This window comes from Moritella sp. 5 (assembly GCF_018219455.1).
Classification (GTDB): Bacteria; Pseudomonadota; Gammaproteobacteria; order Enterobacterales; family Moritellaceae; genus Moritella.
Genome location: NZ_CP056122.1, coordinates 1,720,148 through 1,734,846, shown reverse-complemented (window position 1 = coordinate 1,734,846; position 14,699 = coordinate 1,720,148). Strand labels below are relative to the sequence as shown.

Sequence of the window (14,699 nt, the reverse complement as noted above, 5' to 3'; positions counted from 1 at the left end):
TCCTAATCTATTAAGTTTTTATTTAGAACGCGTTTAAGCCGCCTTCTTGTGCGTGGCTTTGTTAACCGCTATCTCACTCACGAAATCTCTCACTAACTGAATGAACTCATGTGGCTGGTCTGCATGTACGTTATGCCCGGCTCTTGATACCAGGCGATAATCCAATTGACTTGCTTTGGTTAACAGCACAAATTTAGGGTCTAGTTCACCACAAACCATGCGCACAGGAAGTTCAGCTTTTTGTAATTGTGGTAACAAATAACCTTGCTTAGATAATGAGGTCGCCGCCAACATTTTGCTTATCTGCATACCGCCGCTGAACCCATTTTTATCTGCTTGAATTTGACAACGCGTTTTAATTAAAGCGTTTTTTTGGGCCTGAGTAAGCGATGCGAATACCCCTTGCTGGTACCAATCAATAAGCACAGTAGGTAATGTGTCGTCGCTAAAACGTGTTACCCAACCCAAGTCATGTAATCCACGCTGTAATTGTTCAGCGCTACTGTTCAAACCTGGATTTCCACTTTCTAACAACAGTCCATCGAGGGTATACGGCCAATTAGACGCTTGATCACTCGCGATCGTCATGGCAATCCGTGCCCCTAACGAGTAACCGACCAAAATAATATTATCGAGTTGATACTGGGCAAGCGTAGCAATGATTAGTTGTTCAACATGTTGAAAGTCATTCACAGTGACAGCTTGGCTACCCGCATGCCCTGGTAGGTCAATACAGATACACTGATAATCCGGTGATAAGTCCGCGATTATCGGTTGCCAATCTGCCGTTGAACCCAGTAACCCATGCAAGAACACCAAACTTGGTTTTGCTGCGGAACTTTGAATACGATTATTAGCAAGCTCAAATGAGACTGAATATAGAGGTGATTGCGTCTGTTTAGAGGTGATTACATTAGATAAAACTTGCATTTTTAACCTCGCTAAACAACTGCTTGAGTAGCTTGGCAGCTTCCCCAGCTGGCGTTGCTATTTCCACCAACAGCGTTCGCACCTCCCCAGCCACTTCACGCATTGGATTTAATCCATGATCAATAGCAGACAGTGCATTCGCCAGCGTTTTAGGTTGAACGTAATCCAGCCCAAACATCGCAGCCGCATGTTCAAATTTAAGTCCGTGTGGCATACGGTAAAGCTGTTCTTTTTGTTGCTCATTAACAGGTAACATATCGAAAATTGCACCACCATCATTATTCAGTACCACAATCACACTCGGATATGTCGGATTAGAAAATAACGCCAGTGAATTTAAGTCATATAACAAAGACGTATCACCCAATAAACAAAGCATGCCTTGCTCCTGCCCAGCTTGCACTCCAGCAGCCGTCGCCAACAAGCCGTCAATGCCCGAAGCACCACGATTACTAAATACAGGCACATTCGGTAATGTCACAAACATATCAAGTAAACGAACAATCAAGCTATTACCAATAAATATACTCGTTGGATTAGTTAAAGGCGGCATAGTCAGGCAAGCATCTAACGTGGCAGCAAAACTAATTTCCGTTAGATTATCAATGTAACGCGTCTCTACCAACTGACGTATCTTACAGCTAGCAAACGTTAATGCCTTAGCCCATTCATAACCCTTAGCATCACGATGACATGCACCAATGTCTGCAAATATGCTGCTATTTGTTTCTAACAAGTCATTAATTGATACCAATGGCCCGCTTAACTGACTATTCAAGTGACCTCCAACAAATAATGTTAACCAAGCCGAAATAGGACTAATGAATTGTTTGCAAGTACGATGATAAGGGTCTAACTGCCCCGCTTGATCTGCAATTAACCAATAGTCTTGCCAGTCATGCTGTGCGATAAACTGACCTAAACGCTTTGATACCAACCGCGCGCCAAATTGCACCAAGATCTCTGCTTCCGCTAACTTATCGTGACACGCTTGATTTTGTAACCAGACATCATAATGCGCCCATTCACTACTGCCACCAGCCTGAGGATCAACCAATACAGGCCAACCCAAAACAGCCGCCCATTGTTTAATCGCTTGCATCTCTGCAACTGCAACAGCGCCAATAACAACAAGTCCTTTTTTGTTTACAATGGGCATATTGGTTTTAGTGGCGGTATATAAGTCGGCAGACGGCTTCAAGTCTAAAGAGTGGCAATGTGCAACAGGACTATCGGACAAGTAAGTGTTTAGCCCATTAATGTCAATTGAATTGACTCCTAATGAATTAATCGACAAATACGTTTTCTGTGAGGCTTGCCATCCTGCAGTCCCAGCCAGATAATCACCAAAATTAGCCTCGCCGCCATACAAAGGTTCAGGGTAAGGGCAATTGATATGAACCGTACCACCCACTTGCAGCTGCACCGCTAAACTTTGGTCTATGGTACTCAACAACCACTGCGGTGTGATGCCCAGACTTGGGCTAGGTAATAATAATTCATGACAAACGTGGCTTGAGAATAAACCTGATTGTTGAATGGCCTGATTAGCACCACAATTAATTTGTTCGATGGGCCGATCGGCAGTTAATAGCACTAGTTTTTCTTTGGTTAAACCACTTTCGACCACTGCTGGTAATAGATTTGCCACCGCTGTTCCTGATGTAACAATCACAGCAACAGGCGCTTGTAATGATTTAGCTAACCCCAGAGCATAGAAACCAAGTCCACGTTCATCAAAGTGGCTGTGCAAGATCAGATTCTCATTCTCTTCAGCCGCTAAAACAAGGGGGGTTGAGCGAGAGCCTGGTGCAACACACACATGACGAACGCCTAAACGACTCAATTCATCTAACATTAAGCTTGCCCACAAACGATTTAATGGAGCTTGTATGTTTAAAAGAGACTGGTTTGTTATCATGCGCGTTGTAACTCAGGTAAAAATGAATTTAAGCGAATATCATCGCAGTCTATATCACAGTTAACAGTCGTATCAGGTTCAAGTAAGGTTAACAGGGTCGCGGTTTTACGTTCTAGCTCTTGCCATTCACTTACAGGGCTAGAGCCAGGTACAATGCCCGCACCCGCAAAAAGCTGTACTTCATGCCCTAAAATTCGCGCGCTGCGGATCGCAACACAAAACTCACTTTGCTGCAGACCAACATAACCAAGCGCACCGCTATACCAACCCCGTGAAAATGGTTCATTGTTCGCAATAAAATTTAATGCCGGTTGACGTGGTAATCCTGCTATCGCAGCGGTTGGTTGTAAGTTAGCTAATAACTCTGCATCATCAACATCTGTAGCAAGTATCCCTGAGATGTGATGTTTTAAGTGCTGCACTTTACGCAGTTTCACTAATTCTGGTTGTACAGATACCTGTAATGAATCACAACGAGGGTCTAAACGCGCCATTAAATCATCCACCACTAAACGGTTTTCATAACGATTTTTACTGTCATGTAATAACCAATTGGCTAAACCACAGTCTTCCGCAGCATCATCACTGCGTGCCGCTGTACCCGCAAGCGCTTCGGTATGTAATTGACGTTGTTTTCGCGAAAATAATAGCTCTGGCGTAGAACCAACAAAATAGTCGTTAGCCTGAAGCGCAAATATAAAGTGGTAACACTGCTGATTGACCTGGCGACTTTGCTGTAAAAACTGAGCAGCAGAAATTGGACGATTTAGTGTTAATGCTGTCTTCCTCGCTAAAACCACTTTCTCAAAATCTTGTTGTTCGATCGCATTTAAAGCTTTGGTCACAAGATGAGACCACTGGTTAAATTCAGGGTAATGACTGCGCGCTTCAATCTTATAAGATAACGGGAGAGGTGTCGGCGCAGGTGTAATTAAACTGGCTAGGCTTTCAAGCAATACCGCTTTGTCATAGGTTTGCTCTGTACGCTTTATTCCAACATTCTCATGGATTGGCGCTGAATTAACAGGCAAATTCACCGATAATTGCCAGTTATTGTTTTTACGTGTTAATTCAACTTGCGGTAAGAAATAATGATCTTGATGTGAAAATGCGCATCCGCCCCAGATCCGTTGCTGTTCGTTAAGCTGGTTTTTAGCCGTATCGAGATCATGAAAATGGCAACACTGACCTAAGGCGACGACTTCTTCATCACCGTCTCGAGATTGCCAATAAAATTGCGGGAATAAAATTTGCGCATCAAACCACTCAATTAGTTCGGTGGCATACAAGGGCTGTAATTCGACCGAAAGACGAGTTTGCTCTGGCTGAGCATGAATAATCAGTTGTTGTAATGCGTTAATCGCAGTTGTTAGTATTAACAAAGCGGCCCCTTAGTAAACTACTACTTAGGGGATGAAATTAACATATTTTAGATAGTGCCTGTTACAAACCTATACTAAATGAGTACTTATTCGGACTATTTATAGCCTAGATCAATAAAATGTTCGTTTTAGAAAAAAATAAACTTCGAACCAACACCCAGTAATAACAAAGCAAAATACCGTTTTAGGATATGACTTGGTAATGAGTGCGCAAGTTTTGCACCTTGTTTAGCAAACACAGTACTGGTAATAATAATGCCAAAGAAAGCGGGTAAGTAAATATAACCCAAGCTGTACTCTGGCAAATCAGGGTTATTCCAGCCCGTAATAATATAGGTGCACACACCTGCCACCGCAATCGGCAAGCCACAAGCAGAAGACGTGGCAACCGCATTACGCATTTCCACACGACACCAAGATAAGTAAGGTACGGTGAGTGAACCGCCGCCAATGCCAAATAAAGCAGAAATGGCACCAATGACACCACCTGCAACACTCAAGCCGGCGCCTTTTGGTAGCTCATGCTCTGCTTTTGGTTTTAAATTAAAGCCCATTTGAACCGCAACAGTGAGTGCATAAATACCGATAATCATTTGTAATGTATCACCCGGTAAATAATCAGCAAAAATACTACCAGCAACCGCGCCAATAACAATACCGATAGTCAGACGTTTAACCAAAGACCAATCAATTGCCCCTTTACTGTGGTGGGTTTTAATCGAACTAAGAGAGGTAAAGATAATCGTCGCGAGGGAAGTACCAATCGCTAACTGGGTTAAAACTATTGGCGAGAGTGCTTGCAAGGAAAAAGAGAAAACCAGTGCCGGCACGATAATTAAACCGCCACCAACACCAAACAAACCAGCGATCAAACCTGCCGCAGCGCCTAATATTAAATATAAAACCACAATCATCTACATAAGCCTTTTTACAACATACACCTATCTTTTAAGGTGAGGATTTCAAGTTAAAAACTTTAAGTCTCTAATTAGAGTATCAAAATTGTGGTTAAAATACTAAGAAAGTGACAACACACCTGTTGATAACAGATAAACCGCACCTGCAGCACCTGCTAATAACACGAATGAATAAGCATAATCTTGCTTGCTAAATGCCTGCTGTTTTTCAGCAAGTGCTTTCTTATAAACCAGTACACCCGGTAAATACAATAATGCACATAACAACATATACTCTGCACCAGCGGCATATACTAGCCAAGCACCATAAAATGATGATATTAATGCAATCACAAGATCTTTCTTACGACCTTCAGTTACGCTATAACCGTCACCGCTTAACGCGACTTTTACACCATAAGCGCCCACTAAAAAATACGGTAACAATACAGCCGAAGTCGCAATGTTTACCAAGGCTAAATACGAGCTTTCTTGTAATAAAGTTAAGATTAGAAAGAATTGTACCAAACAAGATGAGAACCACAGTGACGTTGTTGCTGCGCCTTTACTGTTTTCTTTGGTAAATGCTTTCGGGAATAACCCTTCTTTTGCCGCAATGAAAGGCACTTCAGCACTAACCACAGTCCAACTCAATAACGCACCCGATACCGAGATAATCAAACCAGCATTAATCAGCATTGCTCCCCAAGGACCAACGATCACCTCTAAAATATTCGCCATTGATGGGTTTTGTAGTTGCGCAACTTCAGGTTGAGTCATTACACCTAAGGTAAACAAGCTAACTGCAATATAGAGTATTAATGCCGAGAACAGCGCAATACCCGTTGCTTTCGCCACGTCACGTTTATCTTTAGCACGGTTAGATAAAATAACCGCACCTTCAATACCAATGAATACCCATAATGTCACCATCATAGTGGCTTTAACCTGATCTAATACCGAGCCTAATTCAGGTGTTTTTTCACCCCAAAAATCAAGGGTAAACTTATCAAAACTAAACGCCATCACAACCAAACAAACGAAGGTTAGAATAGGGATTATTTTCGCCACCGTCGCAAATACATTAATCAACGCAGCACGTGTCACACCACGTAATACTAACGCATGCATAAACCAAATTAATAACGAACCACCCAACACTGCAATTGGCGTATTACCCTGTCCCATCATTGGGTTTTCAGGGGTATCAACAAAGTAGCCAATCGCACTAAAAAAGACCACGGCATACGATACGTTCGCTAATAAGTTACAGATCCAATAACCCCAAGCCGACATAAAACCGATGTAGTTACCAAAGCCTGCTTGCGCGTACGAGAAAATACCACCGTTTAAATTAGGGAAGCGAACCACCAAATTACGTAATACCGTCACGAGCGCGAGCATTCCGCAACCCGTGATCAACCAGCCTAGCGTGATTGCACCGGGTGCAGCGGATACGGCAACGTTTTGCGGGAGACTAAATATTCCAGCGCCGACCATGGTACTGAATACCAACGCAACCAACATACCGAGTCCAAGTTTTTTTTCCATCAATAATTCCTTAATCAAGCCAAATGTCGACATAAAATGCCACATCAACCATCATTTCAGCTTGTTAATATAAATAATCTAGCGAATTGTATTGCATTATTATAGATATGCAAGAATATTCACTAAATTTGCATAAATCCAACGGAAAACACAAAGTTGCTGATAATCTGAGCAGAACCGCTCATCACCCGACTAAACTTATCTTTTTTCTTACATCTTGTGCGTCATTCAGTTAAAATATGGGGTTCGATTTCTTGCAAAATAATGATAATGACTGATTCTTCACAACAATATCTTTGTCGCACAACTTACCTTATCGATAGCTTTTGGCCGGGTAAATTACTTGAGTTAAATAACGCGGGTAATATTAAAGTTGCGGGGACCAATGGTGCCGGTAAAACGACACTACTTAAACTGCCTATGCTGTTTTGGGGTGCGCGACCTGGACGTATTGTTGAACGTAATGCCAACAAGAAATCATTTGCCGCGTATTATTTGCCGCGTAAAACCAGCTACATCATTTTTGACTATCAACGTCCGAACGGCACCGACACACCGCAATTATGTCATGTATTAATTAAAAGCGATGGCGATAAACTGCTATACCGCTTTATTGATCACCCGTTCGATATCAAAATGTACCTTGATGAAAGTGGCAATATCTTTGGCGATGACGAAATTAAACGTAATTATCGAACTCAACATCGTTGTGAAATCAGCAGCCTGTTAAGTGTCGATGAATATGCAAAAGTCATTCAGAATCATCGAGACCTCGGCGGCAAGAAATCACTGCGTACACTACAACAACGTTTTTCAATGAGCCAATCACCGGTTAAGCACATTGAAAAAGTCGTTACCTCGGTATTTAATAAGATCTCTAACTTCGACGTGATCAAACAAATGATCATCGAGATCTCGCAAGACGCGATCAGTTCAGAAATGCTCAGCCACAATGTGACTGACATGGTTAACATTGATAAAACCGATATTGATAGCTGGCTAGCCGACCTGCATTCATCACAAGCCATTCTCAATCTAGAAGACAAGATCCTATCGTCATTAACTGACATTGATTCACTTGTTGAAATCAAAAAAGATCTACAGCACCTACATCACCTTGCTGATATCTACCAACAGAAGTGTAATCAAGATCAAGACACTGCAGGCACTCGTTTAAAAGATGTATTGCTTGAATTGACCGACTTAAAAGAAGCACACAGACAACAAGTATTGACGATTGAAGATGCCTGTCACGATGAAGAAAAAGCCCATCGTGAAATTAAACACGATCTCGATAAATTAGAACAAGAAAAAATTGATTTTGAAGATGATGAAGCCGCGACCTATGAGCAGCGTGGTTCTGAGTTATCTGATTTTACCTTACGCTTAATCAATCTGAACAACGAAAAAACCCAATTAAGTGAGAAGTCTGCCGATCTTAGTCGCACGTTTACCGAACAGCAGCAAAAACAAGAGCTTGATTTTAACAAGCACGAGCAACAACTAACGAACGAGATCAGTTCTCAGCGTCAACAGTTAACAACCGCGTTAAGTGAAAACAAATTACGCTATGCAACATTAGAGAGTGAATTAAGAACGCAAACACAAACGCTGATTGATCAGTTAACCGAAAAGAAAACACCGCTTGAACATACTAAGATCTCACTTAACCTACAGCTGAAGCAGCCGCAGATTGATCCAGAACTTGCTGCCCAATCTCTGCAATTACAACAGAATCTAAGCCAGTGTCGCCGTCGTATTAGCGAGCGTCAAGAAGCCTACAACCGTGTTAGCAGCGAGTCTCAAAGTTTACGCCAAAAACAACATCAAGCGCTGCAAACCAACGATCGCTTAAAAATCGAATTAAACCATTTAGCGCAGCAGCACCGAGATGTACAAACGCTATTAAGCCCAGCCAAAGGGTCATTACATGCCTTCCTTGTTGAGCACGTGCCAAACTGGCAAAGCAACATTGGCCGTGTGATTAACCCTGAGCTATTAAAGCACCTGCATCTTGAACCAGAGTTATTAGCCGCATTTACTGACGCAGCGAAACAATCCGATACCGAAACAGCGCTAACCCAAGTGCAAGATTTTTATGGCATCAAAATCAACCTTAATGCCCTAGAACACGCCTCTTTCACAGACAGCGCACTAGCAGAAAAAGAACAACATATCTCAGCACAAATAGGGGCTAAAAAAGCAGAGCGTGAACAACTGCAAAAAGCACTCGAACAATTAAATAAAGAAGTTGAAGAGCTTGATAAACAATTAATGTCGAGCAAGCAATTACTGTTTAAACAAACTCAGTTACTGACTAGCTTAGTCAATGAAGAAGATGAATTAAATAGTAAATTAGAACAACATAAAACCTTAGCTATTGCGCGAGTGCAAACTGAATTAGCGGATACAGAACTACTCTTAGTTCAAGCGCTACAAGCATTAAGCCAAGCAAAAGTTGATTATCAAAGTCGTCATAACGAACTAAACAACGAACGTTTAAGCGTACATTGCCAGCTAGAAACTGACTATAATCAGCGTATTGATAGCTACCAGTCATCACTCGATAATCTGCGCAATGAAGCACAAGTTGAAGCGCAACGCATTGCCGATGCACTCCAAGCCGCATTAAGCGACGCGGGGATTAATGCCAGCATCTTCAATGCCCTTGAAGCGAAAATAAAACAAACGATGAAAGCCGTTGAGAATGCCAAAGTATTCCAACAAAAAGCGGATAAATATAATAGCTGGTTAGAAACATCATGGTCGCAAGTGGAACCAGGCCGTGAACGTTTACGCCGCTTAGATGCAGCTATCCAACGCTTTCAGCAGCAACTAAAAGATAAAAAACAAGATTATCAGCAGTCAACCGACAAGCTAGAGCAAGAGAAAACCCAGCTCGATAAGCTCGTTACTGACTTAGTATTACAATTAAAAGGCTTAGATAACAGCCTTGTAAAACTAGCAGACTATCCTGCTATTAAACATGATGATTTACCAGAATACACCGTCAACAACATCTCTAAGCTAACGAACAGTCAAATAAGTCTGTTAGGTAAACAACAAAGTAATGTATTAAGCTCTGTGAGTAAAATTAGCAGTGAACTAAAACGTTACTCAAAAAGTACACTGCAAATTGGTTGGTTAGAAAACCGCATTGAAAGTGACCCTGAGATGGTGAACTACCGCCTTGAAGAAGCAATCAACAGCGGCGAACAGCTGAGTTATGTATTGAAAAATGCAAAACTATTGCAAACATCGACCACGCACGAAGTTGAATTACGTGCTAACGATATTTTATCTATCTATACCCATTTAAGTAACTTTGATCGCAACATTACCCGTACTGGCCGTAAACTGTCTAGCCACATGAATGGTAAACAATTCTTCACTGCCCTCGGAGATATTAAAATTGCCATTCGTACTAAGATGGACAAGTTAGGTTACTGGAAGCAGCTTGAGAATGTAAACGAGGCGTTTGAAGCATATCAAGCGAATACCGAACTCACACATGATCGCAGTATTCCACAAGACTTAATTGATAGCTTGGATGAATTATCAGCGGTATTACCGAAAAACAATAACATGCAGCACAATGAGCTATTTGATATTGAGTTTACCATTGTTGAAAACGGTCGAACGACTCGTGCAACAACACCAAAAGAACTGGAAGATGTCTCATCAACGGGCCTATCTTACTTAGCCTTAATTACTTTCTTTACCGGTTTAACAACCATGTTGCGCCCCGATGCAAGTACCGTTATCACTTGGCCAGTCGATGAATTAGGTGAACTGCATTCTGAAAACATTCAGGCAATGCTCGAAATGCTAAATCAACACGGTATTCAGATCATGACAGCATCACCGTCAACCGATAAATCGGTATTGCAGTTATTCGATCACCTATACGAAATTGATAGCCGTAATAAACGTCTGATCCAGATGAATGTTGATGACGATCCACTCATGGCTCTGTTAAATGGTGATGCCACAAAAACCTTAGTATCAGAACCAGAATTAACATCGTCGGTGGACACAAAGACGTCGTCTACAAGTACAACATCAATCATAGCTGCAGATACTACGCCAGCAACGATGCAAGAAGAGGGTTAACCCATGTTTCAAACTACCGTTGAATTATTGTTACAGGGTCATACCATTTGTCAGGTCAGTCAACCTGATGCATATCGCTACCTGTCTGAGCATAGCTTATTTGAAAAGGTAAATGATTACCTGCGTTTGATTAACCGTAAAGTAAAAGTGATTGAGGATGGTTTAGCCTTTGTCGCTTGCTACTGCACGATTGAAGAAGAGAACCGCGCGGATATTCGTCAGCAGCTACGCCAAGTACGTGATATCTTCCGTCCATTGGTTAATTTTTTAGATCTCGCCATGACAGCCCTTGTACATGATTGCGCCATGCGCGCAGGCGATACTATCCGCTTGTCTGAGCTATTACGTGGTATTGAGCACGAACCAACGTTAAAACAACAGTTAGCGCTATTAACCAATAAAGGTATTTTCAAAACTAGCCGTAATGATATCTCGGAACAGCTTAACTTTATCTTAAAAAAATTAGATGAAGCTGGCTACGTTCAACGTTTAGAAACGGGCAGTACCATTTATCAGATCACCGCTAAAATGAACTACATTCACGAGTTAATTGATTTTATTAATGACAGCGAATCGTTGAAATTAGAAACACAAGATAACCATATTTTCGATGACTCACAGTCGGAGATGTTTTAATGTCACAGGTGCAAAGCGCTTCTGAAGTCGAAAAAATTGCCCAGATAATACGCACTTCATTTGCTAAAACAAACAGCAGCATGTTGGCCCAAGCCTATTTCGATGGCAGCATTATTGATAATGGCGAGAATAGCGCCTTATTAGAAATGCTCACCAAGAATGGGCTGATCCGTCCAAGTGAAGAAGATGGCACCTATATGCTGGCCATCAACTTAAAGCGTATTTTAGACAAACTGTTATTACGTCATGCGTCTTACCGTAAACGTACTGATATAGCTAAAGTCATGCAACACATTGACGGTGATATTAAGTCATATAAACGAGCGTTATTAACTGGTCAGCACAATGAAGTTTCTTTCTATTTAAGTCAGGTTGACGAAGAGCTTTACGGCATTGTTTATGAATTAGAAGACAGTGTCAGTGGTTTGTTCGCAGCAATCACCAGTAAGTTCGGTTTTGTGGATAGCTTAGAAAGTAAGATCCATGAAAATGAAAAAGCCATCGCTTATACCGAGGGCCTACTTAATGCGTTAGCCGATATTAATCTTAATGACGTATACAGCTGGTTAGATTGGGACGATGTTCCTGCCGAGTTAAGCCGTAAGGTCACTTTCTTTATTGATGGCTATCGTCGAATTAACCGTCAGTTAGAAGGCGCAGTTCATCGCATGCGTCAATTGCTAATGACCCTGCGTAAGCAAAATGAACAAGTGGCCCGTCTTAAAGCCATGTCTAAATTTCTAAAAGACAATCCTATTTGGGAGTTAGACGACTATGCTGAACGTGAACAAGTACCGGCTATCTTCAATCGCGTTGCACCACTGCAATTATCAGCCAGTGTTGATATTAGCAATCAGGTACAGCAAGAAGAACTCACCGACATTTACCACTCATTACGTAAAGAAAGTAAGTCAGATGCTGAAACGGTTGATTTACGCAGCAGTGGTCGTATTGATGACTTACAGCAAAAAGCGCGTCAACTCGAAGCCGACTATGTATTGTCACAGTGCGAAGCGTTATTTACCCAAGTATTGAGTAATAAAGGCGACCCCTTCTCTGCTCTGCACTATTGGCAGCAAGACAACCAGCTCACCAATATTTTACCGAAGCATTTATGGCTCAGTATTCTTTATAATGAATATTACAAATGCGCACCCGCCGTACGAAAAGCGATGGCGATTGATTTCCCTGACGCCAGCACGACTGAATTACCGGGTTCGATATTAATCTCGGGGAATTTACGCGTTAGCGATATTCAATTACAGCGCCCTTAACCCTTTTTACAAACAGGTACCAATTACCCATGTTCGAACTTAAAAAAATCATTGGTACCTGGTTAATGCCACTGCCATTTCTGCTCACTGCTTTTATCCTTGCGGCACTACTATATAAACTCACCCGTCATAAACGCAGTGCCCAAGTGCTGTTTTGTAGTAGTTTTATTACATTATTTCTATTAAGCCTTGATCCTGTCGCTAGCCGTTTAGCCGCTACATTAGAGTCTCAGTACCCGAGTTACCAGCAGCAAAGTGTTGATTATATCCACGTATTGGGTAACGGTCACACCACGGTAGACAGCTTACCGATCACCAGTCAGTTAACCCCTGCCGCCCTTGCTCGAACCACAGAAGGCGTACGTATTTATAGACTAAACCCAACGGCCAAATTAATTTTCAGTGGCTATGGCGGTGGTGATATCAACAGTAATGCGAAAATGAATGCCCGTTTAGCTATCGCATTAGGCGTACCAAAATCAGCCATTATATTATTAGAAGATCCTCGTGACACCATAGAGGAAGCCATTGATAATAAAGAGATTACTCAAGGTAAACGTCTCGTACTAGTCACCTCCGCAACGCACATGCCACGGGCGATGACAATATTCCGACAACAAGGTCTATCCCCTATCCCTGCACCAACGGCGCATGTCAGTAAACCGGTAAATGGCATACAACCATTACAGTATTACTTCCCTCGTGCTCGGTATCTCGCGGTAAGTGAAATAGTGGTCCATGAATGGTTAGGACTGGCTTGGTTGTCGCTAAAAAATAACCAATAAGTTTTCCATTCTGTAATTAACACTGCATTTAGGTCTAAATTGAGTAAGTAAACGTGGCTCAAGTCACAGTTACCGTATTTTATGTAGTTTTATTACCAAAAATTGTCTTATGACAACTTGCCCTGACGCTAGATGACTCTATAATCATCCCATGTTCTCAACTTAAGCGACTTTAGTCATTGTTACTCAAGTCAATTAGGTTGAAGAAAAATAGCTTTAAACCATATCGGAGATAGACATGAGACAAGCACTAGTAATGGGTAACTGGAAACTAAACGCAACTAAAGCATCTGTAGAAGCTTTAATTAACGGTTTAGTTGATGCGGCAAAAGACAATGCAACTGTTGAAGTTGCTGTATGCCCTCCTGCTGTTTTTATCCCACAAGTTGAAGCATTAACAGCTGACACTGCAATTAGCTACGGCGCACAAGATTGTGACGTTAATACAGCTGGTGCATTCACTGGTGAAAACTCAGCAGTTATGTTAAAAGAATTCGGTTGTAAATATACGCTTGTTGGCCACAGCGAACGTCGTGTTATACACGGTGAATCAAGCGAAGTTGTTGCTGACAAATTTGCTGTTGCACAAGAAAATGGCCTAGTACCTGTACTTTGTATCGGTGAAACGCTAGAGCAGTTCGAAGCTGGCGAAACTAAAGCAGTTGTTGAAGCGCAACTTCAAGCGGTTGTAACTAAATCTGGTATCGCATCTCTAAACAATGCAGTTATCGCATACGAGCCAGTTTGGGCAATTGGTACTGGTAAAACAGCAACACCTGAGATTGCACAAGACATCCACGCTCACATCCGTTCATGGTTAGCAGAGCAAGATGCTGCAGTAGCAAACAAAGTTCAAATCCTTTACGGTGGTTCAGTTAAAGGCGCTAACGCTGCTGAATTATTCGGTCAAGCAGACATTGATGGCGGCCTAGTAGGCGGCGCTTCACTAGACGCTGTTGAATTCTCTAAAGTTATTGCTGGTGCTTCTGCATAGTACCTATCAAAGCCTAATATAGAGCGATGTTCTACTCTGAATTAGGAATAAAAGTGTAGTAATACAGATTATTTAATAATGATGTATTACTACGCTCCTTTCTTATTAAACTTATATTGTAAAAAATAAAATTGCACCAAGGCATTATTTTATTTTGCAATCGAAAGTTTCATATGAAAGCGACGTAAGTATTACTTTAGTGATAAAAACAGTCATA

General features: G+C 41.7%; 10 protein-coding genes. 5 read left to right on the top strand and 5 right to left on the bottom strand.

The window, feature by feature from the left end; translation table 11 throughout:
• Nucleotides 1-33: 33 nt before the first annotated feature.
• The 5 genes from menH to HWV01_RS07785 all read right to left on the bottom strand — a co-directional run bounded on the left by menH (nt 34) and on the right by HWV01_RS07785 (nt 6,680).
• Complete coding sequence (menH, locus tag HWV01_RS07805) at nt 34-930, bottom strand: 2-succinyl-6-hydroxy-2,4-cyclohexadiene-1-carboxylate synthase (RefSeq protein WP_211674841.1); 897 nt, start codon at nt 928-930, stop codon at nt 34-36.
• Nucleotides 914-2,851, bottom strand: coding sequence for a 2-succinyl-5-enolpyruvyl-6-hydroxy-3-cyclohexene-1-carboxylic-acid synthase (gene menD / locus HWV01_RS07800; protein ID WP_211674840.1), 1,938 nt, complete (start codon nt 2,849-2,851; stop codon nt 914-916). Before menD ends, menH begins: the two co-directional genes overlap by 17 nt.
• Nucleotides 2,848-4,233, bottom strand: a complete 1,386-nt coding sequence (locus tag HWV01_RS07795; protein ID WP_211674839.1) for an isochorismate synthase MenF — start codon at nt 4,231-4,233, stop codon at nt 2,848-2,850. The genes menD and HWV01_RS07795 overlap by 4 nt, the downstream gene beginning before the upstream one ends.
• Before the next feature lie 128 nt (nt 4,234-4,361).
• Entirely contained in the window at nt 4,362-5,147 is a 786-nt protein-coding gene (locus HWV01_RS07790; protein ID WP_211674838.1) for a sulfite exporter TauE/SafE family protein, read from the bottom strand.
• Nucleotides 5,148-5,249: 102 nt separating this feature from the next.
• Nucleotides 5,250-6,680, bottom strand: coding sequence for a basic amino acid/polyamine antiporter (locus tag HWV01_RS07785; RefSeq protein ID WP_211674837.1), 1,431 nt, complete (start codon nt 6,678-6,680; stop codon nt 5,250-5,252).
• Between the two features lie 270 nt (nt 6,681-6,950).
• On the opposite strand from HWV01_RS07785, the gene HWV01_RS07780 reads away from it, so the two are divergent.
• From HWV01_RS07780 to tpiA, 5 genes are all read left to right on the top strand, one after another.
• Nucleotides 6,951-10,793, top strand: coding sequence for an ATP-binding protein (locus HWV01_RS07780; RefSeq protein WP_249185473.1), 3,843 nt, complete (start codon nt 6,951-6,953; stop codon nt 10,791-10,793).
• A gap of 3 nt (nt 10,794-10,796) precedes the next feature.
• Nucleotides 10,797-11,429, top strand: coding sequence for a hypothetical protein (locus HWV01_RS07775; protein ID WP_211674835.1), 633 nt, complete (start codon nt 10,797-10,799; stop codon nt 11,427-11,429).
• Nucleotides 11,429-12,703: a hypothetical protein gene (locus HWV01_RS07770; RefSeq protein WP_211674834.1), complete on the top strand. Its 1,275-nt coding sequence runs from the start codon at nt 11,429-11,431 to the stop codon at nt 12,701-12,703. Before HWV01_RS07775 ends, HWV01_RS07770 begins: the two co-directional genes overlap by 1 nt.
• A gap of 29 nt (nt 12,704-12,732) precedes the next feature.
• Nucleotides 12,733-13,488, top strand: a complete 756-nt coding sequence (elyC, locus tag HWV01_RS07765; protein ID WP_211674833.1) for an envelope biogenesis factor ElyC — start codon at nt 12,733-12,735, stop codon at nt 13,486-13,488.
• Between the two features lie 238 nt (nt 13,489-13,726).
• Nucleotides 13,727-14,482, top strand: a complete 756-nt coding sequence (gene tpiA / locus HWV01_RS07760) for a triose-phosphate isomerase (protein ID WP_211674832.1) — start codon at nt 13,727-13,729, stop codon at nt 14,480-14,482.
• The last annotated feature ends 217 nt before the right edge of the window (nt 14,483-14,699 follow it).